This is a genomic window from Acidovorax sp. SUPP3434, from assembly GCF_030159015.1.
Lineage (GTDB): Bacteria > Pseudomonadota > Gammaproteobacteria > Burkholderiales > Burkholderiaceae_C > Paracidovorax.
Genome location: NZ_BQXL01000005.1, coordinates 102,300 through 128,569 on the forward strand (window position 1 = coordinate 102,300; position 26,270 = coordinate 128,569).

21 protein-coding genes and 1 pseudogene are annotated in these 26,270 nt (G+C 69.6%); 15 read left to right on the plus strand and 7 right to left on the minus strand.

What is annotated here, in order from left to right; translation table 11 throughout:
- Positions 1-65: 65 nt before the first annotated feature.
- Complete coding sequence (locus AVKW3434_RS10875; protein ID WP_284405854.1) at positions 66-1,541, plus strand: rhomboid family protein; 1,476 nt, start codon at positions 66-68, stop codon at positions 1,539-1,541.
- Positions 1,542-1,659: 118 nt separating this feature from the next.
- Here AVKW3434_RS10875 and AVKW3434_RS10880 read toward each other — a convergent pair whose 3' ends face one another.
- A complete protein-coding gene (locus AVKW3434_RS10880; RefSeq protein ID WP_284405855.1) occupies positions 1,660-2,997 on the minus strand; it encodes a tetratricopeptide repeat protein in 1,338 nt (445 codons plus the stop codon).
- 113 nt (positions 2,998-3,110) lie between these two features.
- On the opposite strand from AVKW3434_RS10880, the gene AVKW3434_RS10885 reads away from it, so the two are divergent.
- Complete coding sequence (locus tag AVKW3434_RS10885; RefSeq protein WP_502869054.1) at positions 3,111-3,941, plus strand: SGNH/GDSL hydrolase family protein; 831 nt, start codon at positions 3,111-3,113, stop codon at positions 3,939-3,941.
- Positions 3,942-4,135: 194 nt separating this feature from the next.
- On the opposite strand, the pseudogene AVKW3434_RS10890 reads toward AVKW3434_RS10885, so the two are convergent.
- Positions 4,136-5,425, minus strand: a pseudogene (locus AVKW3434_RS10890) (OpgC domain-containing protein); the annotation flags it as partial.
- Here AVKW3434_RS10890 and AVKW3434_RS10895 point away from each other — a divergent pair.
- The 3 genes from AVKW3434_RS10895 to AVKW3434_RS10905 all read left to right on the plus strand — a co-directional run bounded on the left by AVKW3434_RS10895 (position 5,354) and on the right by AVKW3434_RS10905 (position 12,955).
- Positions 5,354-11,335 (plus strand): alpha-2-macroglobulin family protein, encoded by a 5,982-nt coding sequence (locus tag AVKW3434_RS10895; protein WP_284405856.1) that lies wholly within the window; start codon positions 5,354-5,356, stop codon positions 11,333-11,335. The pseudogene AVKW3434_RS10890 and the gene AVKW3434_RS10895 sit on opposite strands and share 72 nt — an antisense overlap.
- 30 nt (positions 11,336-11,365) lie before the next feature.
- A complete protein-coding gene (locus tag AVKW3434_RS10900; RefSeq protein ID WP_284405857.1) occupies positions 11,366-11,641 on the plus strand; it encodes an STY0301 family protein in 276 nt (91 codons plus the stop codon).
- Positions 11,642-11,971: 330 nt separating this feature from the next.
- Positions 11,972-12,955, plus strand: coding sequence for a TRAP transporter substrate-binding protein (locus AVKW3434_RS10905; RefSeq protein ID WP_284405858.1), 984 nt, complete (start codon positions 11,972-11,974; stop codon positions 12,953-12,955).
- A 48-nt stretch (positions 12,956-13,003) separates the two neighbouring features.
- Here the strand turns inward: AVKW3434_RS10905 and AVKW3434_RS10910 are convergent, their stop codons facing one another.
- A complete protein-coding gene (locus AVKW3434_RS10910; protein ID WP_284405859.1) occupies positions 13,004-13,414 on the minus strand; it encodes a hypothetical protein in 411 nt (136 codons plus the stop codon).
- 108 nt (positions 13,415-13,522) lie between these two features.
- Between AVKW3434_RS10910 and AVKW3434_RS10915 the strand changes: the two genes are divergently transcribed.
- Positions 13,523-14,416, plus strand: a complete 894-nt coding sequence (locus tag AVKW3434_RS10915; RefSeq protein WP_284405860.1) for a LysR substrate-binding domain-containing protein — start codon at positions 13,523-13,525, stop codon at positions 14,414-14,416.
- Positions 14,417-14,444: 28 nt separating this feature from the next.
- On the opposite strand, the gene AVKW3434_RS10920 is transcribed toward AVKW3434_RS10915, so the two are convergent.
- Together AVKW3434_RS10920 and AVKW3434_RS10925 are read right to left on the minus strand one after the other, a co-directional pair.
- Entirely contained in the window at positions 14,445-14,876 is a 432-nt protein-coding gene (locus AVKW3434_RS10920; protein ID WP_284405861.1) for a TerB family tellurite resistance protein, read from the minus strand.
- Between the two features lie 58 nt (positions 14,877-14,934).
- On the minus strand, positions 14,935-15,111 hold the full coding sequence (locus AVKW3434_RS10925) for an arylamine N-acetyltransferase family protein (protein ID WP_284405862.1): 177 nt from the start codon (positions 15,109-15,111) through the stop codon (positions 14,935-14,937).
- A 230-nt stretch (positions 15,112-15,341) separates the two neighbouring features.
- Between AVKW3434_RS10925 and AVKW3434_RS10930 the strand changes: the two genes are divergently transcribed.
- Positions 15,342-15,683 carry an HPF/RaiA family ribosome-associated protein gene (locus AVKW3434_RS10930; protein ID WP_284405863.1) on the plus strand — a complete coding sequence of 114 codons (342 nt, stop codon included), beginning with the start codon at positions 15,342-15,344 and terminating at the stop codon, positions 15,681-15,683.
- Positions 15,684-15,855: 172 nt separating this feature from the next.
- The gene (locus AVKW3434_RS10935; protein WP_272564504.1) at positions 15,856-16,344 is read left to right on the plus strand and encodes a nuclear transport factor 2 family protein; all 489 of its coding nucleotides are present in this window, start codon (positions 15,856-15,858) and stop codon (positions 16,342-16,344) included.
- Between the two features lie 66 nt (positions 16,345-16,410).
- Here AVKW3434_RS10935 and AVKW3434_RS10940 read toward each other — a convergent pair whose 3' ends face one another.
- Positions 16,411-16,905, minus strand: coding sequence for a T6SS effector amidase Tae4 family protein (locus tag AVKW3434_RS10940; protein ID WP_284405864.1), 495 nt, complete (start codon positions 16,903-16,905; stop codon positions 16,411-16,413).
- Entirely contained in the window at positions 16,902-17,273 is a 372-nt protein-coding gene (locus tag AVKW3434_RS10945; RefSeq protein WP_284405865.1) for a Rap1a/Tai family immunity protein, read from the minus strand. The genes AVKW3434_RS10940 and AVKW3434_RS10945 overlap by 4 nt, the downstream gene beginning before the upstream one ends.
- Before the next feature lie 625 nt (positions 17,274-17,898).
- Between AVKW3434_RS10945 and pbpC the strand changes: the two genes are divergently transcribed.
- The 7 genes from pbpC (at position 17,899) to AVKW3434_RS10980 (ending at position 26,236) form a co-directional block, all read left to right on the plus strand.
- Positions 17,899-20,214, plus strand: coding sequence for a penicillin-binding protein 1C (pbpC, locus tag AVKW3434_RS10950; RefSeq protein ID WP_284405955.1), 2,316 nt, complete (start codon positions 17,899-17,901; stop codon positions 20,212-20,214).
- A gap of 94 nt (positions 20,215-20,308) precedes the next feature.
- The gene (locus AVKW3434_RS10955; protein WP_284405866.1) at positions 20,309-21,169 is read left to right on the plus strand and encodes a DMT family transporter; all 861 of its coding nucleotides are present in this window, start codon (positions 20,309-20,311) and stop codon (positions 21,167-21,169) included.
- A gap of 190 nt (positions 21,170-21,359) precedes the next feature.
- Positions 21,360-22,520, plus strand: coding sequence for an alpha-hydroxy acid oxidase (locus tag AVKW3434_RS10960; RefSeq protein WP_284405867.1), 1,161 nt, complete (start codon positions 21,360-21,362; stop codon positions 22,518-22,520).
- A gap of 254 nt (positions 22,521-22,774) precedes the next feature.
- Positions 22,775-23,608, plus strand: coding sequence for a MipA/OmpV family protein (locus AVKW3434_RS10965; protein ID WP_284405868.1), 834 nt, complete (start codon positions 22,775-22,777; stop codon positions 23,606-23,608).
- A gap of 1 nt (position 23,609) precedes the next feature.
- A complete protein-coding gene (locus tag AVKW3434_RS10970) occupies positions 23,610-24,119 on the plus strand; it encodes a hypothetical protein (RefSeq protein ID WP_284405869.1) in 510 nt (169 codons plus the stop codon).
- Positions 24,120-24,174: 55 nt separating this feature from the next.
- Positions 24,175-24,861, plus strand: coding sequence for a response regulator transcription factor (locus AVKW3434_RS10975; RefSeq protein WP_284394963.1), 687 nt, complete (start codon positions 24,175-24,177; stop codon positions 24,859-24,861).
- Complete coding sequence (locus tag AVKW3434_RS10980; protein ID WP_284405870.1) at positions 24,830-26,236, plus strand: sensor histidine kinase; 1,407 nt, start codon at positions 24,830-24,832, stop codon at positions 26,234-26,236. Before AVKW3434_RS10975 ends, AVKW3434_RS10980 begins: the two co-directional genes overlap by 32 nt.
- Positions 26,237-26,270: the final 34 nt, after the last annotated feature.

Here is a 26,270-nt window from a genome sequence, read left to right on the forward strand (position 1 = left end):
CCGCGGCGCCGCAGGCCGGCCCGCTGGGCCCGGCGTTGCCCGCCTTGAGGTGACGCAGGCCCGCCATGTTCTATGCCATCCCGCTGGACAACCGCCCCACCTGGCGCAACCCGCCATGGATGACGGTGCTGATCATCCTGGTCAACCTGCTGGTCTTCTGGGGCCCGCAGCGCTGGGAGGCCAAGGCCGTGGACCGGGCGGCGCAGGTCTATCTGGACAGTCCCTTGCCCGGCATCGAACTGCCGCCTTTCGTGCAGTGGCTCAAGGACGCCGGCCACCGCGATGCCGAGCAGGCGCGGCGCATGCTGGCAGCGCACCGGGAGCACGCGCTGCTGCGGTGGATGGAGCACGAGGAAGGCTTTCAAAAGCGCCTGCACGCCCGCCTGGTCGTGCGCGCGGACGACCCGCAGTACGCCGACTGGAAGGCCGCCCGCGCCCGGTATGAGGCGGCGCTGCCCGAGCCCTTCACCCGCCGCTGGGCGCAGAGCTACGAAAAGGACGCGCCCCCGCGGCCCGTGACCTGGATCACCGCCGCTTTCCTGCATGCCAGCACGGGCCACCTGCTGGGCAACATGGTGTTCTTGTTCCTCTTCGGCTTTTCGGTCGAGCTGGCCCTGGGGCGGTGGCGGTACCTGGCCTTCTACCTGCTGGGGGCCGTGGGCGGGTCGCTGATGGCCGGGTGGGCCTATGCAGGCCAAGGCAGCTACGGCCTGGGGGCGTCCGGTGCGGTGTCGGCCCTCATGGGCATGTACGCGGTGCTGTACCGGCTGCGCCGCGTGCGGTTCTTCTACCAGCTGTTCTTTTATTTCAACTACGTCACCGCGCCCGCGCTGCTGCTGTTGCCGGCGTGGATCGCCAACGAGTTGCTGCAGCACTGGCTCAGCGGACGGGGCGTGGCCTACATGGCCCACCTGGGCGGGCTGCTGACGGGCGCCGCGCTGATGTGGGGCGCCGGTCTGGTGCGGCGCAAGGCGATCGAGGCGCCGCCGCCCGAGGCAGCCGCCGCGCCGGACGACGGCTTCGATGCCCACGTGGCCCAGGCCCGGCAGTCGGCCCAGGCGATGCAGTTCGAGCGGGCCCTGGTGCAGTGGCGGGCGGCGGCGCAGTTGCGCCCGCGCGATGTGCCGGTGCTGAGCGCCTGGTTCAAGACCGCCAGCCTGTGGCCGGCGGGCGAGGATTTTCACCGTGCCGCCCGCCGCATCTTCCGGCTGCCGGGGCAGGACGCCGCCACGCTGGACTTCCAGCACGCCAGCTACCGCACCTACCTGGACCATGCCCGGCCCAGCGCCCGCCTGGTGCCCGACGACATGGCGGGCCTGGCGCGCCGCTTCGTGCGTGCGGGGCAGTGGAGCGACGCCGAGAAGCTGCTCACGGCCCTGCACCGCACCGCGCCGCAGCATGCGGCGCTGGGCGAACTGGTGGGCATGCTGGTCACGGCGCTGCTGCAGTCCGGGCGGCGCGAGCAGGCCATGGCTTGGCTGCCGCAGTTGCAGCAACTGGCACCCGGCAGCGCGCCGCTGCGGCTGCTCGAAGGCCGGTAGGGCGGGCCGCCTGCCAGGCAACCCTGGATTTGAAGCAAAAACCCGTTCCAGCACAATCAGTACTAGGGCGTATTGCTATTAATTCAGTAGCAAATCGATGGCGCCTGCCTGCGTCGCCTCAAGGCGTGGAGGGCGCTTCGCCGCCTGCCGCCGGCTGCGGCAAATGGGCGCGCAGCAGCCATTGCACCTCCGCCACCGAGGGGCTGTCCGCATGCCGCGCCTGCAGGGTGGCGAGCACCTTCAGGGCCATGTCGGGGCGGTTCATGCCCTGCAGCAGCACGCGGGCGACCAGTTCGTAGGCCTTGGGCACCAGCGCATGCCCCTTGAAGCGCCGGTCGAACCCGCCCAGCAGCGCGATGGCCTGCTTCGCATCGCCGCCGTTCCACGCCGTGTTGGCCAGGGCCAGGGTGTGGCCCGGGTCCGAAATCACGAATTGGGCGTCGCGCTCGCGGCAGGTGACGAACGCCTTGAGCGCCTCGGTCGTCTGGCCCGCGTTCAGCAGCAGCGGGATGAAGCGCTGGGCATGCAGCAGCAGGGTGTCGGTCTTGTCGGTCAGCGCCAGCACGCGGTGGTAGCGGCGCTGGGCGGGCAATTCATCCCCATGCATGCGCTGGTCTTCGTAGGCCGTGCCCAGGGCACCGGCCAGGTCGCCGTCGGTGATCTGCTGGGCCACCAGCGCGTCGGTCGCTTCCTGCGCGATCTGCCGGGGCGTGCGCCGGTCCGGCGGCGCATCGTCGTCCAGCCCGCCGCCGGGCAGCAGGTCGATGCCGAAGGCCTCGTGGTTCTGGTACATGGCGTAGCCCAGCAGGCTGCACATCACCCAGCCGAAATAGATGAACAGCCAGTTGCCCAGCGGCAGCAGCAGCCAGCCCTTGAACAGCGGCATCAGCAGCGCCAGCGCGATGGCCGCGCCCTGGCTGAGCAAAAACAGGAAAAAGCACAGCAGCCCATAGGGCCAGCCGATGATCCGCACCACGCCCCAGGCAGCGGCGGGGTTCAGCGATGCGAACAGGCTGCCCGTCTGCACCAGCAGGATCATGGTGGCCGGCAGCAGGAAGCTCACGGCCAGCCAGGCGAGTTCCGCCAGGCCCGTGCTGACCCGCTGCAGCCAGCCCACCACGATGCCCTGCACGAGCAGGATGCCGAACAGCTTCCAGGGCAGGGCGGTCCATTCGTCGTCCAGCCGGTCGGGGAAATCCTCGGCGCGCTGCAGGCCGCGCGAGCCCATCGCCACCACCTTGAAGCCGTAGCGCGACGCGGCCAGCAGGATGCCGACCTCGATCAGCAGCACGGCCAGTACGTCCGGCAGGAAGAACAGCACGCCGTACAGCATGCTGCACACGGCCAGCACGGTGCTGTAGAACAGCGGCTTGCGCTGCAGGGGGAAAGCGAAGAACTGGTTGAGCCGGTGCCAGAACGGCACGGGGCCCGCTGGGGCCTGGGAAGCGGAAGGCATGTCGATGGAAACCCGGCGGCCGGTGTTGGTGTAAATTTGTAAAAATTGTATGCTTGCGGAACGCAGGCCAGCACAATCGCTCACACGCCGCTGCAGTCCTTTTTGGAGTCGCCATGCATTCTCTTCGGGCTTTCCCGACGCGTTCCCTTGTGACCCTGGCTCTGGCCTGTGCGGGATTCGCCGCGCAGGCGACCCCCGCCGACTCTACCGCGCCGTCGGCTGCCGCCACGTCGCCCTCGGCCTATGCGCGCTGGCAGTCCAGCATGGATGCCTTCGCCGCAGCCGACAAAGAACGGCTCCCGCAGGCCGGCGGCGTCCTCTTCGTCGGCAGCTCGACCATCCGTTTCTGGACCGACGTGGCGGAGGACTTCCGCCAGTTGCCCGTGGTGATCAACCGCGGCTTCGGCGGCTCCACCATGGCGGACTGCAACCATTTCGTGAAAAACCTGGTGCTCCAGTACCGCCCGCGCCATGTGATGGTCTATGCCGGCGACAACGATCTGGCCGAGGGCCGCACGCCCGAGCAGATCCTGGAGAGCTTCCGCTCCTTCGTGCAGACCGTGCGCGCCGAACTCCCCGACACCCGCATCAGCTACATCTCCATCAAGCCCAGCCCTTCGCGCGTGGCGCTGATGCCCCAGATGCAGCAGGCCAACGCCCTGCTGGCGCAGTACGTACGCACCGTGCCCAACAGCGATTACATCGACGTCTTCTCGGCCATGCTCGACGCCTCCGGGCAGCCGCGGGCAGAACTTTTCGGCCCCGACCGCCTGCACATGAACGATGCCGGCTACGACCTGTGGCGCACGGTGATCGGCGCGTTCGTGGCGCCGGCCCCCGCGATACGGGCGGGCGGCGCTTCGCCCACCGCCACGGCCGCCATGCCTGCCGCCACGGTGGCCACCGGCAACCCCGCGCTGGTGCGGGTGAGCACCGGGCGCTGAGCCGCGCTCGGGCCGTCCCGGCCGGCACTGGCGCCGCCTGACGGCAGCGCGCCGCTGGCCACTGCGGCTGAGGGGCCGCCGCCGGTATCGGGTGCGGGCTGCACCGGGCGACCATCGTCGTTGGGCGGCTTGTCCACCCACAGGCTCACGCGGGCCACGGCATAGAGGGTGGCAAAACAGGCGATCAGCAGGGCGATGTCCTGCGGCCAGGGCCGCTCGTAGTCCGCTCCCATGAACACCAGGGTGAGCAGCACCACCACCAGGTGGGCGCAGAACACCGGCAGCGAGGCCGCGCCCAGGGTTTCCAGCCAGTGCTGGCGCGGCAGCTTCGCCGCCAGCGCCGGCCCGAAACGGATGGTCAGCGCCGTGAGGGCCATCAGGTCGATCAGGCGCAGCGGGCCCAGGGCCCATTTGTCGAACAGCAGGTTGAGCTGCGGGTTGGCGTCCCCGAACGGCACCTGGCCGACGACATGCCGCCACACCATGCACACCACGGCGATGGCGCCGGCCACCCACAGCGACCAGCGCGGGAACTCGAACGGCGGCGCCTCGGGGTCGTTGCGGCTCGCGCCCATCCACAGGCCCAGCACCCACAGGAACTGCCAGCTCCACATCACGAAGGCGCCGGTTTCGGTGAAGGGGATCGGCATGGGCAGCACCGCCGCGAAGCCGTCATAGAACCAGCGCGACAGACCGAACTGCGCCAACAGCCACAGCAGCACACTGCCGGCCATGATCGGCGCCCAGCCGCGACGCAGCGCGAACGTCATCAGCCAGGGGCTGGCCAGCATGAACAGCACGTACAGCGGCAGGATGTCCAGCAACGGCGGTTCGTACACCAGCAGCAGCCCGCCCACCAGGGCCTCCAGCGGGTGCAGCAGGTAGAAGGTCATCATGCCCTTGATGGCGGGCTCGTCCACGCGGATGCCGATGAAGGCGATCACCGTGAACAGGAACAGCAGCGTGGCCGCCTGGCAGCCGTAGATCTTGAGGGCACGGCGCCAGAAGGCCTGGCGCATGTCCGCCACGGTCTTGCGCCAGGCGAGCCGGCCGTAGACCATGCCGGCCATGTAAGCCGAGAGCAGCACGAAGCCCTCGGCCGCCGAGACGAAGCCGAACGGCTGACCGAGCGGCTGCGTGAGCCGGGTGGGCAGGTGCGTGACGGTCATCAGGGCGAGCATCAAGCCCCGGACGGCATCGATTTCCCAGCGGCGGGTGGAGGAGGGGGGTGGCATGGGCGCGCCCGGGGTGGAATTGAAACCATTCTCACGGAGCGAGAGGGTCGGGCGGTGTAGGCCATTTACAACTGCGTCAATGCGGTGGTGGTTCGCCGCCTGCCGATGGGCTACGCTGCCGGGTTCGAAAGGGTGCCGGTCCGTTGGGCCGGGCCCGTCGCCGTTTTTGCAAAAGCCATGACAACAACAACGCATTCCTTCCGCGCCCTGGCGCTGGCCTTGGCCCTGGGCGCGGCCGCCCAGGCCCATGCCCTGTCCATCATCAGCTTCTCGCCCCAGGGCGAGGTGTCCCGCGTCCGGCAGGCGGTGGCCAAGTTCGATGGCCCGGCGGTCAATTTCGGCGATCCCAAGGCCCCGGCCCCGCTCTCCGTGAGCTGCTCCGACGCCGAAGCTGGCCAGGGCACGGGCCGCTGGACCAGCGAGCGCGAATGGGTCTACGACTTCAAGGGCGACCTGCCGCCCGGCGTGCGCTGCACGGCCCAGGTGAAGTCGGGGTTCAAATCGGCCGCCGGCGCCGAGCTGTCGGGCACGAAGAGCTATGCATTCAATACCGGCGGCCCATACGTCCAGAACATCCGCCCCGGCACCTATCAGCCCATCGACGAAGAGCAGTTCTTCATGCTGCAGCTGAACGGCCCGGCGACCCTGGCCAGCGTGCAGGCCAACGTCTGGTGCGTGGCCGACGGCGTGGGCGAGCGGGTTCCGGTGCGCCTGATCGAAGGCGCCCAGCGCGAGGGGCTGCTGGCCTCCCAGGGCCTGGACAAGACAGCCGCCAAGGAGCCGCTCAAATACGTCACCCTGGCCTGCAACCGGCGACTGACCTCGGGCGGGCGGGTGCAACTCGTCTTCGGCAAGGGCGTGGCCACGCCGAGCGGCGTCGGCAACACCATCGAAAAGCGCTACGAGTACAAGGTGCGCGAGCCGTTCGCCGCCGATTTCCGCTGCGAGCGCGAGAACGCCCAGTCGGCCTGCCTGCCGATCCGCCCGATGTTCCTGTCGTTCAACGCACCCGTGCCGCGCAAGCTGGCCGAGGCGGTGCGCCTGCGCTCGGACAAGGAAACGCTCAAGCCCCGGATCGACGGCGAAGGCGATGGCGACACCGTGGTGAACGGTGTGCGCTTCGACCCGCCCTTCACGGCGCAGACGGCTTTCACGGTGCAGTTGCCCAAGGACTTCAAGGACGCCTCGGGCCGCACGCTGCGCAATGCCGACAGCTTCCCGCTCAAGGTGGGCACAGGCGCCATGCCGCCCCTGGCCAAGTTCGCCGCCTCGCCGTTCGGCGTGGTCGAGCGCTACGCGGAGGGCCCCAAAGAGCCCGCCTTGCTGCCCGTGACCTTGCGCAACGTCGAGGCCGCGCTCAAGGTCCAGGGCCTGGAGGCCGGCAAGCCCGCCGATGGCGCGGCGCCCGCCAAGGTGAGCACCCTGCAGCCCGGCAGCGACGCCGACATCATTGCCTGGTACCGCAAGGTGCGCCGCTACGACGGCTACCTCGTGAGCCGCAAGAGCGCCCGCCGCGACGTGAAGGGCGCGCTGCCCGCTGCGCTGGAGAGCGACAGCAGCGAGTACGTGCAGTCGCGCATGGTCTCGCTGCTGTCCGGCCAGGGTGGCGTGAAGACGCTGGACCTGCCCAAGCCGGTCAACAACGACCCGCGGCCCTTCGAGGTGGTGGGCATTCCGCTGCCCACGGGCTTCCATGTGGTGGAGATCGCCTCGCCGCTGCTCGGCAAGTCGCTGCTGGACGAGCGCCACGGCGAAGGCCGCACCATGTACGTGCGCACTTCGGCGCTGGTGACCAACCTGGGGGTGCATTTCAAGCTCGGCCGCGAGAATTCGGCCGCCTGGGTGACCACGCTGGACAAGGGCCAGGTGGTTGCGGGCGCCAAGGTGCGCGTGTCCGACTGCAACGGCCGCGAACTGGCCACGGGCACCACCGACGCGCAGGGCGTGGCGCTGTTCGACGGCCTCTCGCCCGAGCCGCCGTCCTGCCAGGGTGACGATGGCGGCGAGCAGGCCTACTTCGTGAGCGCGCGCGCTCCGGGCGCCGATGGCGTGCAGGACATGGCCTTCACCTGGAGCGACTGGCAGCGCGGCATCGAGCCCTGGCGCTTCAACCTGCCCACCAGCATGGAACCCCGCCCCGACGAGCGCGCCCACACCGTGTTCGACCGCACGCTGCTGCGCGCCGGCGAAACCGTGTCGATGAAGCACCTGCTGCGCACCGAGAACCGCAAGGGCTTCGGCCTGCCGGACGAGCAGCCCGACACCCTGGTCATCACCCACGTGGGCAGCGGCCAGCAATACACGCAGGACCTCACCTGGCGCAAGACCGCCACGGGTGGCCTGAGCGCAGAGAACACCTTCGCCGTGCCCCCCGCCGCCAAGCTCGGCGTGTACCAGGTGCAGTTGCAGGGCGGCTCGCACAGCCGCAACAGCTTCGAGTCGGGCCAGTTCCGGGTCGAGGAGTTCCGCCTGCCCGTGCTGGAAGGCCGCATCACGCCAACCGACAAGAAGCCCCTGGTGCGCGTGCGCTCGGTGCCCACCGACGTGCAGGTGAACTACGTGGCCGGTGGCGGCGCCGCCAATCTGCCCGTGCGCGTGTCGGCGCTGGTGCGCGGCAAATCCGCCCAGTGGAGCGATTTCGACGCCTTCAGCTTCATGCCGCCCAACCAGCGTGGCGCGCAGTCGCAAAGCCACAGCGACGACGAAGAAGCGGCCGCCGGCCAGGACGCCCGCGTCATCGCCGACAAGCTCGCGCTGACGCTGGACAAGAACGGGGCCGGCAAGCTGGCCATCGACAACGTGCCCCTGGCGCGCCGGCCGCAGGAGCTGGTGCTTGAGGCCACCTACGCCGACCCGAGCGGCGAGGTGCAGACGCTGCGAAGCACGCAGACCCTGTGGCCCGCTGCCGTGGTGGCGGGCATCAAGACCGAAGGCTGGGTCTCCGCCGCGCAGAAGATCCGCTTCCAGGCGCTCGCGCTGGGGCTGGATGGCAAGGTGCAGGAGGGCGTTCCGCTCCAGGTGCAGGCCATCGCCCGCATCACCACCACCAGCCGCAAGCGCATGGTGGGCGGCTTCTACAGCTACGACAACAAGACCGAAACCAAAGACTTGGGCACCGTCTGCACGGGCAAGAGCGATTCGCGCGGCTTGCTGCTGTGCGAGACCAAGCTCGAAGAAGCCGGCGAAGTGGAGCTCGTGGCCACCGCGCGCGACAAGGACGGCAACACGTCCGAGGCGGCCTCGTCCGTCTGGGTCACGCGCCAGGGCGAGATCTGGTTCGGCGGTGAAGACCACGACCGCATCGACCTGCTGCCCGAAAAGAAAACCTACCAGCCCGGCGAGACCGCCAAGCTGCAGGTGCGCATGCCGTTCCGCCACGCGACGGCGCTGGTGAGCGTGGAGCGCGAAGGCATCATCGACACGCGCGTGGTGCAGCTCAACGGCCAGGACCCGACCGTGCAGGTCAAGATCGAGGAGGGCTGGGGCCCCAACGTCTACGTGAGCGTGCTGGCCCTGCGTGGCCGCCTGCGCGAGGTGCCGTGGTACAGCTTCTTCACCTGGGGCTTCAAGGCGCCGACCGAGTGGTGGAGCGCCTTCTGGTACGAAGGCAAGGAATACGTTGCGCCCACCGCCATGGTCGATCTGTCCAAGCCCGCCTACCGCCTGGGCGTGGCGGAGATCCGCGTGGGCACTCAGGCTCACCAGATCCAGGTGAAGGTGGTGGCCGACAAGGAAAGCTACCCCGTGCGCGGCAAGGCGCAGGTCACCATCACCGCCACGCTGCCCGGCGGCAAGCCCGCGGCCGGCGCCGAGGTGGCCCTGGCCGCCGTGGACCAGGCGCTGCTGGAGCTGATGCCCAACACCAGCTGGAACCTGCTCGATGCCATGCTGCAGCGCCGCTCCTGGGGCGTGCAGACCTCCACCGCCCAGATGGAAATCATCGGCCGGCGCCACTACGGCCGCAAGGCCGTGCCAGCGGGCGGCGGGGGCGGCCACAGCCAGGCGCGCGAGTTGCTCGACACGTTGCTGCTGTGGCAGCCCGCGATCCAGCTCGATGCCAACGGCCAGGCCAAGGTGACCGTGCCGCTCAACGATGCACTCACCACGTTCAAGATCGTGGCTGTCGCCGATGCCGGCACGGGCTTGTTCGGCACCGGTGCGACCCAGATCCGCGCCACGCAGGACCTGCAGATCATCAGCGGCCTGCCGCCGCTGGTGCGCGAGGACGATCAGTTCCGCGCCCAGATCACCCTGCGCAACACGACCCAGGCCGCCATGAAGGTCGAGGTGGCCGCCCGCGCCACCCTGCTGCAGCTGGACAAGCAGAGCGTGGACATCCCGCCCGGCGAATCCCGCGAGGTGGCCTGGACCGTGACCGCCCCCGCGCAGCTGGCGCAGACGCGCACCGAGGCCATTCTGTGGGAGATCGAAGCCCGCGACACGGCGGGCGCCAACGGCGCGCGCGACGCGCTCAAGGCCACCCAGCGCATCATCCCCGCGGTGCCGCTCACGGTGCAGCAGGCCACGCTGGTGCAGGTGGACGGCAGCTTCAACCTGGACGTGAACCCGCCGGCCGATGCGCTGCCGGGCCGCGGCGGGCTGAAGATGTCGCTGCAGCCCAAGCTGGCCGAAGGCCTGCCGGGCGTGCGCGACTGGTTCGCCAACTACCCCTTCGCCTGCCTGGAGCAAAAGACCAGCAAGGCCGTGGGCCTGCGCGACGGCACCCTCTGGCAGACCGTGGTGGCGCAATTGCCCACCTACCTGGACGCCGATGGCCTGGCCAACTACTTCCCGCCCCAGGCCGGCAGCGCCAACCGGGGCAGCGACACGCTCACGACCTACCTGCTGTCGGCGGCGCACGAAGCCGCCAGCCTGCACCCCGAGTTCGCCCTGCCGGACGAGGCCCGTGCCGCCATGGAGCGCGGTCTGACCGCGTTCGTGGAAGGGCGCATCCAGCGCGACTTCTGGAGCCCGCGCAAGGACCTGGACATGCGCAAGATCGCGGCCATCGAGGCGCTGTCGCGCTACGGCAAGGCCTCCGGCCGCATGTTGGGCAGCGTCACCATCGCGCCCAACCAGTGGCCCACGCACACGGTGATCGACTGGCTGAACATCCTCAAGCGCGTGAACGACGTGCCCCAGCGCGACCAGCGGCTGGCCGAGGCCACGCAGGTGCTGAAGGCACGCCTGAGCTACCAGGGCACCAAGCTCATCTTCAGCACCGAGCGCGACGACTACTGGTGGTGGCTGATGCAGAACGGTGACGTCAACACTGCCCGCCTCATGCTCGCGGTGATGGACGACCCGGCCTGGAAGGACGACATGGGTCGCCTGGCCAACGGCTTCATCAGCCGCCAGCAGAACGGCGCATGGCACACCACCACCGCCAACCTGTGGGGCGGCCTGGCGCTGGAGAAATTCAGCGCCAAGTTCGAGGCCACGCCCGTCGCCGGCGTCACCCGCGCGGCCCTGGGCAGTGGCAACGCCAGCGTGGACTGGGCGAAGGTCGAGCGCGTGAAGGCGAGCGACGCCACGGGCGCTGCGCACCAGACCACCTGGTTCGGCGCACCCGCATCGCCCGGCAACTTCAAGAACAACAGCATGTTCTTGCCCTGGTCGCCCACGGGCGGCAAGGAGAACCTGGCGGTCACCCACCAGGGCACCGGAAAGCCATGGCTCACGCTGCAGTCGGTCGCGGCCATCCAGCTCAAGGCGCCGTTCGCGGCCGGCTACGCCATCAAGAAGACCATCACCCCGGTCGAGCAGGCCGTGCCCGGCAAGTACACGCGCGGCGACGTGCTGCGCGTGACGCTGGAGGTGAACGCCAGCGCCGACATGACCTGGGTGGCCCTGACCGACCCCATCCCGGGCGGCGCCACCATCCTGGGCAGCGGCCTGGGGCGCGATTCCGAGATCGCCACGCAGGGCGAGAAGCGTTCAGGCAGCGCCTGGGCGGCCTTCGAGGAGCGCAGCTTCGAGGCCTACCGCAGCTATTACGAGTACCTGCCCAAGGGCACCATCAAGGCGGAATACACCGTGCGGCTGAACAACGTGGGCGACTTCGCGCTGCCCCCGAGCCGCGTGGAAGCCATGTACGCGCCCGAGATGTTCGGCGAGACGCCCAACGCCCGGGTGAAGGTGGAAGCCGCCGCCCGCTGAGCGGGCTGTGCGCGCTGCACACGCTTGCCCATGCCATGGGCCCGGCCGATCCTGGGTGTGCTGCTGTTCGCCGCAGCCAACGGCGGCATGCCGACCTCGCAGGCCGCCGGGGTCTGCCCCGCGCAACCCGGCCAGCCCTTGCGGCAGGTCGATGTGTTCGACGGCCCGGTCGAACATCTGGCGACCCTGGTGCCCGGCGTCGCGAAGGAGCACGCGGGGCACTGGCAGCTCGGGTACGTGTATGCGGCGGGGGCGCACCGTCAACGTGCGCTGCCATTACGCCGATGCGCGCACGGTGGGTGTTGAATTGACCCAGAAAGTGGAACGCTGCGACTACCGCATCGACGCCCGCAAGACGCTCGATCTGCGCTGCAAGTAAACCGTTCCATGAAGCCGTTCGAGAAGCCGGCGCGGCAACGTTAAGCGCCTGGGCTATCACATCCCGCTCCCCTCGCCAACTGCTCCTTTCGAGCGGTTGTGGTTTGCCCGTCGCACCTCTCGTGCGAAGCGCTTGCTACGGCTGAGCCCCCCTTGGAGAATGCGCAGGCCATGCCGGCGCGCCCCTCAGCGAAATGCGCTGCCAGGGCACGATGCCGTGCTGGCGGACAGGCATGTTTCGAACACTTGGGGGACACGATGCGCAAGATGAATTTTCCGATGCTTGCATCGGCGGCGGTGATGGCCATGGCGGCGTCGGTACCCGCGGGGGCCCAGACGCCGCTGCGGGCCTGGAACACCCACCCCGACGGCTACCCGGTCACCGAGGCGATGAAAAGCTTCATCAGCGAGGTGGAAGCCTCCACCCAGGGCCGCTACACCATCAAGCTGTTTTCCGATGCGGTGCTGGGCGATCAGGGCAAGGCGGTCACGATGATGAAGGCCGGCGAGATCGACCTGGCCGAATTCAACCTGGGCCCGCTGGCCGAGGCCGCGCCGGGCCTGCAGGCGTTCAACCTGCCCTTCCTGTTCGGCGATGCCGCCCACATGTTCCGCTACCTCGATGGCGCCATGGGCGAGCGCCTGTCCGAGAAGCTGAAGGCCTCCGGCTTCGTGGTCCTGGGCTGGTACAACGGCGGCGCGCGCTCGTTCTACTGCGCCAACAAGCCGATCACCCGGCGCGAAGACCTGGCCGGCCAGCGGGTGCGCGTGCAGCAGTCGGAAACCTCCATCGAGATGGTGAAGCTGCTCGGCGCCACCCCCGTGGTCGTCCCCTACAAGGAAGTGCTCGACAGCTTTCGCAACGGCACCATCGATTGCGCCGAGGGCAACCTGGTCTCCTACGAATCGACCGGCCACTACAAGCTGGCCAAATACATGCTGCTGGACCAGCACACCATCTCGCCCGAGGCCCTGGTGGTGTCCACCAAGCTCTGGAACCGGCTGAGCGCGCAGGACCAGCAGGCCTTCCAGAAAGCGGGCAAGGCCTCCGCCGTGCTGATGCGCAACCTGTGGGAAAAGCGGGTGGTCTCGGCCCGTGCGAATGTGGCCAGGGAAGGCGTGCAGTTCGTGACTGTGTCCGACTTCTCTCCCTATGTGCGCCGCATGGCGCCGCTGTACAAGAAGTACACCGACAACCCCGACGTCCGGGGCGATCTGCTCACCATCATCTCCAACCAGTGAGCACCGCCCGGCCCCGGCGCAGGGCGCCCGGGGCCGGGCTCGGGCCTGTTACTGGACGACCGTGGCGCGCGGCGTGCCGTGCACGGTCCGCCGGCCCTTGAGCAGCGCGATCAGGACGTGGACCCCGAAGGCAACCGCCAGCAAGATCACGGCGCCCAGGCCCCACAAGGCCCAGGCCAGCACGGTGACGGCGCCGGCCAAGGCGGGCACGGTGTCCAGCGCCGCCTGAACCATCGGGCCGGCGGAGGCGATCATGGCCGCCAACTCCCGGGCCAGCTCGGGCGGTATCCAGCCCCTGATCCACTCCGGCAGCACCACGGCATTCATGGCAGACGTGCCCCCGGCCAGCGCGCCTGCGCTGGACACCGCCCAGACCGCCATGGCATGCATGCCCCAGCAGGCCAGCGACCAAAGGGCGAGAAGCGATAGAGAGAGAAACCAGCTGATGGCATAAAACATGGAGGTTGTCCTTTCGAATGGGCGAGCGCCCAGTATGGCCATGGCGGCATTTGATGGACACCAGCTTTTATCGAACATAGCATTCGGTTTTTCCGATCCGGGGGTCGCATGTTGAACTACCGCCATCTCTATTATTTCTGGATGGTCGCCAAGGAAGGCGGCTTCGCCCGCGCCGCGGACCGCCTGGAGATGGCGGTGCAGACCATCAGCGCGCAGGTGCGGGATCTGGAAAAGGACCTGGGCCACCAGTTGCTCAAGCCCTCGGGCCGAGGCATGGTGCTGACCGAGGCGGGCCAGGCAGCCTATGCGCGGGCGGAAGAGATCTTCCAGCTGGGGCAGGGCATTCCCGACGAGGTGCGGGAGGCGGCCAGCGCCAAGGTCGCCCGGCTGTCGGTGGGGTTGTCGGACGGCATTTCCAAGCTGGCGGCGCATGCCCTGCTGGAGCCGGTGCTCGCCACGCCCCACCTTCGCCTGGTATGCCACGAGGGCGAGTTCGACGAGCTGCTGTCCGAGCTGGCCCTGCACCAGCTGGACGTGGTGCTGGCCGGGCAGGCCGCGCCGCGCAATCCCACCCAGCGCCTGACCAGCGAGCGGATCGCGCGGTCCACGCTGCAGTGGTATGGGCCGGCCTCGCTGGTCAGGAAACACGCGCGCGACCGGTTCCCCCAGTCGCTGCAGGACCTTCCCGTGCTGTTGCCCACGTCCCATTCGCCGTTGCGGTCCACGCTGGACCATTGGTTCGAGGACATTGGCGTGCGGCCCCAGGTGGTGGGTGAGTTCGAAGACAGCGCGCTGCTCGCGGTCTTCGCGGCCCGCGGGCTCGGGGTGTTCCCCGTGAGCCAGCTGGGCGCGCAGGACGTGGGGCTGGTGCGGGGCCTGCGCCTGCTGGGCGATTGCCCTGACATCGGCGAGGAGGTGCACGCCATCTGGTCGCGGCGCGGGCAGCACCATCCGCTGGTGCGCCAGATGGTCGCGGCGGCCCACGCGGCGGCGCCAGCCTAGCCTTCGGCGGGCCCGTGCGCGGCCCTGTTCAAAGGCCGGCCGCGACCGGCGCGGCCTTGGGCGCATCGGATGCCTCGCCCATGCGCCAGTGCTTGAGTGCGGCTTCCATGATCCAGGTCTCAGCGGCCGCCAGGTGGTGGTCCGCGGTCGCCGCCGTGCAGGCGAAGTGCAGCACGCGCTGCTGCAGTTCGGGTTCGGTCACCTCGGCCATCAGGGCGGCCAGGGCGGCTTCGTCGAGGTTGCCGGTCAGCAGGCGGCGCTCGCGCGCCCCCATCAAGAGGTCTTCGCACAGCGCGTGCAGCACCTGGGCGAAGTCGCCGGGCGCCAGGCCGAGTTCGCCTTCGATGTCCAGCCGCTGCAGGGCGTCCGTTTCCGAACGGCTGACGTGGCCGTCCGAGATCAGCAGCAGGCCGACGATCCGGGCCGCTGCTTCGGGGCTGTTGGTGGGGTAGCTGCGCATGGGGGTTTTCCTTTGTGAAGTGTTGTGGGGGCGAACGGTGTTGGGCGAGCAGGCCGCGTCAATCGCGGTAGCGGCGGTGGCGCGTCGGCTGCGCAGGGTGTGCAGCGTCGATCCGCACGGGAACGCGCACCGGTGCACGCAACGCGCCGCTGCCGTGCGACACCTGCTGCAGCCACAGCAGGGCCTGGGCGCGCAGGGAGGAGAGCAGGTGGGAGACAAGGGGCAATGGCTTCATGGGGCGATTCATGGGGGCTTCCTGTGGTGGTAACAGCCTTGAATGTGCGGCCGGGTGGCCAATGGAAGAAGCAGGTTTTCTGAGATGGCTGCATCGGTTCACCCGAAACCTTGAGGCTGACGGGCTGGCTGCAAGGCAGCAGGTTTTTCAGAGGGTGTTGGCAGGGGAAAACTGCTGTGTCCCTGCAGGCGCGCGGGCTAAGGTGACTGCTCCAACGAAGGAGAACGCTGATGCAGATTTTTTTCCAGTCCCGCCATCCCGAAGCCACCGCGATGCGCGATACCGTCGATCGCCGCGTGCGGTTCGTGCTCCGGCGCCTGAGTGCGCAGGTGCCGCGTGCCGACATTCAGCTGGCCGACGTGAACGGCCCCCGGGGCGGGGTGGACAAGCGCTGCCGGATCGAGCTGCGCACCGACGGCGCGGGCCCCGTGGTGGTCTCGTCGGTGGCCAGAGACTGGCGCACCGCGCTCGACGAAGCCCTGGCCCGCGCGGCCCGGCATGTGCTGCGCGTGTGGCGCCGCGCGAACGCGGCCCGCAGGCCGAGCCGGCGCGCGCCTGAGATCGTGCCATGACGGCCCGCTGGAGAGCCTTGGGGCCGTACCCCACCGCACGACGTTTGGCCAGGGCACTGAGCAAATTTGAGGATTGAAACATTGCCTCACCACAAAGATCGACGGGCCTGCGCCGCCGGCGCGGCCGACAGATATAAATCCGCCGTGTCCATCGATTCTGAAAGGGAGTTTCATGAAGCAACTATTGGCCCGCTGCGTTCTCGCGGCGGCGATCGTCCTGCCGGTGGCGGCCCACGCCCAGGTGCCGGTGGTGGAGCAGCCGGACCACGAGCAACTGCTCATGAGCCACGACTGGCGGCTGGCGTGGAACAAGCGACTGGTCTACAACTTCTGGCGCGAGGTGTTCGAGGCGGGCCACATGGACCTGGCGCCCAAGTACATGGCCGAAGACTACATCCAGCACAACCCCACGGTGGCCACGGGCCGCGCGGCCTTCATCGCCTTTTTCTCGCAGTTCGTGCCGCCCACGCCCATCGAGCCGCGCGTGAAGGCGCCTTTGGTGGCGATCACGGCCGAGGGCGACAAGGTCATTCTGAGCTTCGTGCGCGAAATGACGGACCCGCAGGACCCGACCAAGAAATACACGACGACCTGGTTCGACATGTTCCGCATCGAGAACGGCAAGATCGCCGAGCACTGGGACGCGGCCACCAAGAACTGACGCGGTCGCCACGACGGACCCCGGGCGCGGCGCGAGGCCACGCAAAGTGGCCCGCGCTGCCGCCCATCAGTCCAGCGGCCAGAACCAGATTTCCTTGGAGTCGAAATAGCAGGCCGAGCTGCAGACGGCCGCCGCGTTGGTGGACTCCACCAGATCGATGTGGCCGCCGTTGTAGCTGGCCATCTTCCAGAAGAAGATCACGCCGCGCTTTCCCTGGATCTTTGCCTGCACGTTGTCGGGCGTGAGGATCTGCGGGTAGCCCAGCACGCCGCGCTGCATGAGCTGGTCGGCCAGCAATTTGGCGCCCGGCTCCACGAACCGGCCTTTGAGCGGGCCCTCCTTGATTTTCAGGCGCCCGGTGATGCCGGTGCCCGACTTCAGCAGCGCCAGGCTCATGCGGACCGCGCAGGTGTTTTCGTAGCCGGCGTTCTGCCGCTTCAGCTGACCCATGTCGTATCCGATCTCGCGGTACACGCTGTCGCCGTCCATGAATCGGGTCGGCTGCATGCGGTCGGAGGAATAGTGATGGGACTTGAGGTTCTCGAAGATGGGCTTGGTCAACGCGGGCTCCGGCAAGGGAATTGCTTGGACAGGATGGCGACCAGGGTTTTGGAGGCGCGCTGCTGCAGGGCTGGGCCTTCGACCTTCTTCAACTCGGTGAACAGGCGCTCGTCGATGGTGATGGTCTTGAGCGTGGGGTAGCCGCACCACGCACGCCCCTCGGTGGCGTCGAGCACGCCCGTGAGGTAGAGCTCGGCCTGCTGCCGCACCTGCGGCGCCGGGCTGACGTAGGCCTGCCGGAAATCGTCCGTCGTGATCTGCGTGTTGTTGATCATCGCGTTCTGCGTGGTGGGCAGCGGGGCCGACAGGCGCGGCGGCATGGCTTGGGCGAACGCGGCGCTGCCGGCCAGGCCGGCGGCGGTTGCCATGGCAGCGGCCAGGAAGCGGGGTGCGGAAAAGCAAGGCAAAGCAGTGGCCTTTCAAAGGGGTGGTGCGCAGGTGCGGGGCGTGTGCCGCACGGTTCAGAAGAGCGCATGAATGGCCCGCCAGCGCAGCGCGGGCTGCGGCCCGGGGCACGGCGAACATGAAAGCGGGAGGTCCCCTGGGGCATGGCACCAAGGCCCGCCGGAGAGGAGCCGTCAGCTGGCTCCGTGACCAATGCCGGAGCGAAGTGGCGTTGCGCCAAAGGTTACACGAGGGTGCGGCGCGATGCGCGAAAGTCCCCAGGGTCCGTTCAGGTCCTGCGCGGCGCGCGGCGGCTTCTGCGCGAGAATCGGAAGGGCCCGCCCTGCGTCTGCGATCCGGGGGTGTGGCCATCGCCCGGTGCAACGCCGGGTGGGACGGCGTCACGGGAGGAGGCGACAATCCCCGGTCGCCGCCGGCCTGCGGGCCGGCCTCCGCTCTCCTGTTCTCCGACCCATCCTCCTTCTTCCCATGCCCATGGATTTTCTCGCGGTCGTGCGCAGCATCGCCACCTGGCGTCGCAATGGGTGGGGCCGCCGCGATGTCTGCGCCGGTATCGGCACCGCCACCGTCCGCCATGGCGCAGTGGCCGTGGGGCGGGCGCTGCTCGCGCTGGGTCTGGCCGGCATCGCCGCCCCGGCCGCCTGGGCCTTGCCCTCCTTCAACGAGGTGCGTGCGGACTATCGCCCCTCCGACACGCTGGTGCTCTCGCGTGAGGGCGAGGTGCTGCAGCGCCTGCGCACCGATGCCACCGTGCGGCGCGGCCAGTGGGTGCCGCTGGCCGAGGTGTCGCCCGCGCTGCGCACGGCGCTGGTGCTCAGCGAGGACAAGCGCTTTTACGAGCACAGCGGCGTGGACTGGCGCGCGGTGTCGGCCGCCGCCTGGGGCAATCTGTGGAACCAGCGCACGCGCGGCGCGAGCACGCTCACCATGCAATTGGCCGGCCTGCTCGACGGCGACTGGCGCCAGGGCGCGGGTGGGCGCAGCGTGGTGCAAAAGCTGGGGCAGACCGTGGCCGCCCAGGTGCTGGAGCGGCGCTGGCGCAAGGACCAGGTGCTGGAGGCTTACCTCAACCTGGTGCCGTTTCGCGGCGAGATCGTGGGCATCGACGCGCTCTCGCGCACGCTGTTCGGCAAGGCCGCGCACGGGCTGGATGAGCGCGAGGCCGCCGTGGCCGCCGCGCTGGTGCGCGCCCCCAATGCCCGGCCCGCCCTGGTCGCGCAGCGCGCCTGCGGGGTGCTGCGCGAGATGCAAAAGCCGGTGGTGCCGTCCTGCGATGCGCTGGACCTGTTCACCACCGCCGCGCTGCAGCGCCGGGCCTTCGACGGCGCCGATGGCGTGGCCCCGCACTTCGCGCGCTACCTGCTGCGCCAGCCCGTGGCGGCGCAAGCGGTGCCTTCGGACACCCCGGCCGCGGACGCCGAGCCAGCGCGCCGCGAGCGCGTCACCTCCACCCTGAGCGCACCGCTGCAGCGCTTTGCGGTGCAGACGCTGCACCAGCACCTGCGGGAGCTGCGGGGCCGCAACGTGGAGGACGGCGCCGTGGTGGTGCTGGACAACGCCACGGGCGAGGTGCTGGCGTGGGTGGGATCGTCCGGCGCTTTGAGCCAGGCCGGCGAGGTGGACGGCGTGCTGGCCCCGCGCCAGCCGGGCTCCACGCTCAAGCCGTTCCTGTACGCGCAGGCGTTCGCCGAGCAGCGCCTGACGGCGGCGTCCCTCATCGAGGATTCGAGCGCACACATCCCGACGGCCAGCGGTCTCTACATTCCGCAGAACTACGACCGCCAGTTCAAGGGCTGGGTGTCCGCGCGCACGGCGCTGGCGGCGTCGCTCAACGTGCCGGCGGTACGCACGCTGGTCATGGTGTCGCCCGATGCGTTCTTTCGCCAGTTGCGCGCGCTGGGGCTGCCGCTGCGCGAGAGCGGCGACTATTTCGGCTACAGCCTGGCGCTGGGCAGCGCCGAGGTGCCGCTGCTGCACCTGACCAATGCCTACCGGGCGCTGGCCAACGGCGGGCGCTACGGGCCGGTGGCCGTGACGCCCGTGCAAGGCGGTGGCGCACCGCGGGCGGCCACTGCCACGCCCGCGGCGGCGCCGGCGATGGACCCGCGCGCCGCCTTCCTGGTGGGCGACATCCTGTCGGACGGCAATGCCCGCGCACGCACCTTCGGCACCGACAGCGTGCTGGCCACCCGCTTCTGGACCGCCGTGAAGACCGGCACCAGCAAGGACATGCGCGACAACTGGGCGCTGGGCTGGTCGCGCCGCTACACGGTGGGCGTGTGGGTGGGCAACGCGAGCGGCGCGCCCATGCACGACGTGAGCGGCACCAGCGGCGCCGCGCCCGTGTGGGCCGAGATCATGGGCTGGCTGCACCGCGCCGGCGCGGGCGCGCGCAGCCGCCCGCCCGCGCCGCCCGAGGGGCTGGTGCAGGCGGCCGTGCGCTTCGGCCCCGAGCCCGGCGGCGCGCGCCTGATCGAAAGCGCGCGGCAGGAGTGGTTCATCGCCGGCACGCAGCAGCCCCTTTTTGCTATCGATAACGTAGCAGAACAACCAATGAAAACCCCGGCGTCCGGCCCAAATCGTCCCAACCCGGCCGCCAGCGCACCCGAAGACGGCCTGCAGGCGCCGTCGCCGCGCATCCTCTCGCCCGCGCCCGGCACCATCGTGGCGCTGGACCCGGACATTCCGCCCGACCGCCAGCGGCTGCAGTTCGCGGCGACCCCGGTGCAGACCCAGGCGCACGCCGGCCTGCGCTGGCGCATCGACGGCCGGGTGCAGGGCCGGGGCGCGCAGTGGGCGTGGCTCCCGTGGCCCGGGCGGCACCGCGTGGAGCTGCTGGACGGCGGCGGGCAGGTGCTGGACACGATCAGCCTCGAAGTGCGGGGCGCAGGACTCAAGAAATGACACCATGCTTTGCGTTCGGCGCCTGTGCGCAGCTCCCCGGCGGCCGGTGCGTGCGGCCCCGCCGGGCGCCGGCCGTGGCGTGCGGGAGGGCGGCATGACCGCCATCGCGCCGCTGCTCTTCGTCGTCATCTGGTCCACGGGCTTCCTGGTGGGGCGGGGCGTGTCGGCGCACGCCGATCCGTTCTGGTTCCTGGCCGTGCGCTTCATCGGCGTGGCCGTGCTCTTCGGCGCGGCGGCCCTGTGGGCGCGCGTGCCGTGGCCGCGCGGGCCGCGCCGCATCGCTCTGCACCTGGTGGCCGGAGCGCTCATGAGCGGCCTTTATGTGGGGCCGAGCTGGTGGGCCATGGCGCAGGGCCTGCCCTCGGGCGTGATGGCGCTGATCGGTGCGCTGCAGCCGCTGTTCACCGCGCTCATCGCGGTCACCTTGCTGGGTGGGCGCCTGCGGGCGGCCATCTGGGCGGGCCTCGCGCTGGGCTTCAGCGGCGTGGCGATGGTGCTGTGGCCGCGGCTGGCGGTCAGTGCCGGGGCGGCCGGGCTGACGTTGCCGGTGCTGCTCGCGGCGGCCGGGAGCATTCTGGCGCTCACGGTGGGGTCGATGGTGCAGAAGTCGCCGCTGGCCGCTGGCGACCTGCGCAGTGCCAGCGCGGTGCAGAACGTGGGGGCCGTCACGGTGCTGGTGTTCATGGCGCTGGTCTTCGGCGAGCCGCGCTGGGACGGCTCGCCGCTGCTGTGGGGCTACCTGGCCTATGCCGTGCTGGTGCTGTCCATCGGCGGCGCAACGCTGCTGATCTGGCTCATGCGCCACGGCGAGGCCACGCGCACCGCGGCGCTGGTGCTGGCCGTGCCGCCGCTGTCGGCGTTGCAGGCGTGGTGGATCTTCGGCGAGACGCTCACCGGCCTGCAGATCGTGGGTTTCGTCGTCGCCATCCTGGGCGTGGCGCTGGCGCGCCGTTAGGCCACCCGGCGAGGCAAGGGCCGGGCAGGGCCCGCGCGTCCGGCCCGTCAAAAAATCTCAGGGGCCGGGGAAAAGTCTTCAGCACCCGTCCGGCGGGGGCGCCGCTACGATGCCCGTGCGCCGCGCTCTCCCTTCGCCGTGGAGGGGCGTGGCTTCCCCCATTCCATAAAAACACCCAGGAGCGTTTCCCTTGGCCGACCTGTCCAAAATCACCTGCATCGAAGACCTGCGCGTCGTCGCCAAGCGCCGCGTGCCGCGCATGTTCTACGACTACGCCGATTCGGGCTCCTACACCGAAAGCACCTACCGCGCCAACAGCGAAGACTTCCAGCGCATCAAGCTGCGCCAGCGCGTGGCGGTCAACATGGAAGGCCGCACCACGCGCACGCGGATGGTCGGGCAGGAGACGGCCATGCCCGTGGCGATCGCGCCCACGGGGCTCACGGGCATGCAGCATGCCGACGGCGAGATCCTGGGCGCGCGCGCGGCCAAGGCGTTCGGCGTGCCGTTCACGCTGTCCACCATGAGCATCTGCTCGCTGGAGGACGTCTCCACGCACGCCGGGCCGGGTTTCTGGTTCCAGGTTTACGTGATGCGCGACCGCGATTTCATCGAACGCCTGATCGACCGCGCCAAGGCGGCGGGCGTGTCGGCGCTGCAGCTCACGCTGGACCTGCAGATCCTCGGCCAGCGGCACAAGGACATCAAGAACGGCCTGTCCACGCCGCCCAAGCCCACGGTGGCGAACCTGCTCAACCTGGCGACCAAGCCGCGCTGGTGCCTGGGCATGCTGGGCACGCAGCGGCGCAGCTTCGGCAACATCGTGGGCCATGCCAAGGGCGTGGGCGACCTGTCGTCGCTGTCGTCGTGGACGGCCGAGCAGTTCGATCCGCAGCTCAACTGGCGCGACGTGGAGTGGATCAAGAAGCGCTGGGGCGGCAAGCTGATCCTCAAAGGGATCATGGACGCCGAGGACGCCCGCCTGGCCGTGGCCAGCGGCGCCGATGCGCTGATCGTCAGCAACCACGGCGGCCGCCAGTTGGACGGCGCGCCCTCGTCGATCCATGCGCTGCCGGCCATCGTCGAGGCGGTGGGTCAGGAGATCGAGGTGTGGATGGACGGCGGCATCCGCGGCGGGCAGGACGTGCTGAAAGCCTGGGCGCTGGGCGCGCGCGGCACGCTCATCGGGCGCAGCTTCCTCTACGGGCTGGGTGCGTTCGGCGAGGCCGGGGTGACCCGCGCGCTGCAGATCATCCAGAAGGAACTGGACGTGACCATGGCCTTTTGCGGCCACACGGACATCCACCGCGTGGACCGCTCGATCCTGCTGCCGGGCACCTATCCGGTGTGAGGTGCGGCGGGCCGCTGCCTGCCGGTAGGGCTCGCCAGGGGCGTTTGGAGCGAAAAAGGGCTCCAGTGCATGTTTTACTAGGGCGTATTGCTATAAAAAATATAGCTGTATGCCCCCTGCGCCGGCGGGCGCTCGCCAGCCTCCCTGGTTTTGTGCCGGCACACCGGCGTTTTCGCGGCGGGCAGGGCGCCCAGTAAGTCGCCGGTAATGCGGGGGCGCCGAACATCGGTTTTCCAGCAACCCTGTTCCCGCCCATGACCCTCGCCCTCACGCCCCTCAAGAAATGCCCGCGCGCCTGCCTGGGCGCCGCCACCGCCACCCTGTGCCTTCTGGCCGCGACGCAAGCCGCCGCGCAGGAGCGGCGCACCGACGCAGCATCCGCCGCCGGTGCGCCGGACGCTGCGTCCAGCTGGGGCATCGGCATCGGTGCCTCGGCCGTGCGGCGCCCCTACGCGGGGGCGGAGAGCAAGAACATCGCCGTGCCGCTGCTGTTCTACGAGAGCCGCTGGTTTCGCGTCAGCGGCGCTACGGCCGACGTCAAGCTGCTGCAAAAGGAGTTCGGCCCCCAGAGCAGCATCGGCCTGACGGGGCGCCTCAAGTACGAGGATGGCGGTTACGAGGCCGGCGATTCGCCCCGGCTCGCCGGCATGGCCGACCGCGATGGCGGTGTCTGGGGCGGCGCGGCCGTCACCTGGAACACTGGCTTTGCCCGCGTTTCGGGCGAGTGGCTGTCCGACCTGTCCAGCAAAAGCAAGGGCCAGAAACTGCAGCTGCAGGTGGACCGGCGGTTCGGCTTCGGCAGCTTCGGCCTGACGCCCCGGGTGCAGGCGCAGTGGCTCGACGAAAAATACGTGGACTACTACTTCGGCGTGCGGCCCAACGAGGCGCAGCCCGGCCGCGCGCAGTACACCGGCAAGGCAGCCACCACGATGGAGCTGGGTCTGCGGCTGGACTACGCGATCCGGCCCCGGCAGATGGTGTTCCTCGACGTCAGCGCGACGAGCCTGCCCGACGAGATCAAGAACAGTCCCATCGTGGGGCGCTCGAGCATGTCGCGCGCCACCGTCGGCTACATCCACCGGTTCTGAGATGCGTGGCGCTGCGCGCATTCCCGGCGGGCCCGTGCCGGGCGGGCCGGCCTTCGGGCCGGTCAGCGGCCTGCCCTGGGGGCGAACCCCTGGCCGGGCGTGCGCGCGGCGGGGCCGGCGCGGCGGGCCGAAGGGCTTTTCCGAGGAGGTCTTCGACGACTACGTGGCAGACTTTCGCCGCTTCCTGGACGACGCCCTGGCCGCCGAGCCCTGCGGCCCGGCACGGCATCTGCGGGCCTACCTGCGCGCCATGGGGGCGAGCCTGGCGGCCCTGCGGAGCCACCAGCGCCGGGCGGTGGCTGCCGTGCTCGGCGATCCGCAGTATCCGGCGATCTGGTCGGATTTCGTCGAGGAGATGTGCGCCACGGATTCGGTGGACCTCGCCACGCACAGGGTGTGCCGGTATGCCATCGAAGGCCTGCGGCTCGACCTCGTGCAGGGGCGGGTGTCCGGCGATGGCAGCAGCATCGGCCCCCTGGTGGACCGGCTGCTGTCGCTGACGGCCCGCTGATTTTCGGGGCCTGCGCCGCGCGCAGGCCGCCAGGTATTTTTGGATGGACCCGAGGATGAACCGCATCGCACTGGTAGAAGACCACGAACGGCTGGCCGATCTCATCCGCCAGGCCATGGCGGGGGCCGGCATTGCCGTGGATGCCTTTTCCGACATCGAATCGGCCTGGCTCGCACTGCGCGACATTCCCTACGGCGCCTTGGTGATCGACCGGGGGCTGCCTGACGGAGACGGCCTGCAACTGGTGCGGCGGCTGCGCGCGGGGGACCAGACCGTGCCCTGCCTGATGCTGACGGCCAGGGACGCGCTGCACGACCGGGTCGACGGCCTCGAATCCGGCGCGGACGACTACCTGACCAAGCCGTTTCCCATGGAGGAGCTGATCGCCCGGGTGCGGGCGCTGCTGCGGCGGCCCTCCCATCTGAAGGCGCTGGACCCGGTGTACGGCGACCTGCGCCTGGACGCGGGCCGGGGGTGCCTGGTGTGCGGTGGGGAAACCGTTGCGCTGCCGCTCACCGAGGTGCAGATCATGCTGTGCCTGCTGCGCAAGACCGGCCAGGTGGTGCGCCGCTCGGAGCTGGAGGCCGCCGCCTGGGGCATCGCCGAGGCCGTCACGCCGAACGCGCTGGACGTGGCGCTGCACCGGCTGCGGCGCAAGCTCGTTGCGGTGGGATCGAGCGTTCAGATCGCCAACATCAGGACCCATGGATATGCCGTCCGCGAAAAGCCACTGGCCCCGTAGCTTTCGCGGGCGCCTGCTGCTGCTGTACGTGGCCGGCATGCTGCTGAGCGGCGGGCTGGTCATGGCCGTCGTCATGGTGCTGCTCGAACCGCTGGAGCGGTACATGCTGCAGCACAGCGTGATCGAGCGGGCGGAGTCGATCGCCAGGATCATCCGCTTCGACGGCGCGGGACTGCCCGTGGGCCTGGACCGGTCCCGCATCGACGAATGGCCCTTCGCCAGCCTGAGCGAAGAGGTGGTGCTGCGCATCGTCGATCCGCACGGCGCGGTGTTCTACACCACCGACGGGAAAAGATTCCCGCTGGCGCCCGAGGGCCTGGGGTTCGATCCGCAGCGCAAGGGCTTCGCGCTGCAGCGCGACGGCGTGGCGATGCATGCCGCCACGGTGCCCCTGCAGCGGCCCGACCGGCTGTGGTACGTGCAGTTCGCCATCAGCGACCGCATCGTTCTGCTGCTGCAGCACAGCATCGGGTTGCCGGCGCTGCGCAAGGGCATCGTGGCCACCTGCCTCACGTTCCTCGTGATTTTCGTGATCGCCATGCACCTGACGCTGCGCCGGGTGCTCGAGCCGCTGCGCATCGCATCGCTGCAGGCGCAGCGCATCACGCCGCAGTCCCTGGGCGATCGGCTGGCGCTGGGGGATCTGCCCAGCGAACTGGTGCCGTTGGTCGATGCCTTCAACCGGGCGCTGGACCGCGTGCAGCTGGGGTTTCAGACGCAGCAGGAGTTCCTGGCGAACGCCGCGCATGAATTGAAGACCCCGCTGTCGCTGATCCGCGCGCAGGTGGAACTGGGCGGCCAAGGCGGTGGCAAGGCCGGTGGCAGCGAGCACAGCCGCTACCTGCTCCAGGACATCGACCGCATGGCGCGCCAGGTGCAGCAGCTGCTCCACCTGGCCGAGGCCAGCGAGCAGCGCAACTACCGGATCGAGCGGTGCGACCCGCGCTCCGCGATCCTGGAGGCCAGCGATTTCATGGACCGCGTGGCCGAGCGCAGCCAGGTCCAGATCGCGCTGTTTTTCGACGAGGGCGTGGGACTCTGGGATGCCGACCGGGGTGCGCTCTTCACCCTGCTCAAAAATCTGCTGGAGAACGCCATCCAGCACAGCCCGCCGCATCGCGTGGTGCGGTTGCAGGTGCATGGCCGGGGGTTCGTGGTGTCCGACGAAGGGCCGGGGGTGGCGCCGGAGCATCTGGGCAAGCTTTGCGAGCGATTTTGGCGGGGTGCGTCCCGGCGCGACGAAGGGGCCGGGCTGGGCCTGTCGATCTGCCAGGAGATCGCCGCCGCCCATGGCTGGACCATCGAAGCGCGCAACGGCGCGGTGGGGCTGGAAGTGCGCGTGACGCACGCATCGGCGCCCGGCCCCGGCCAGTAAGGATTCAGCAATGCGGGCACGGTGACGATGGCGG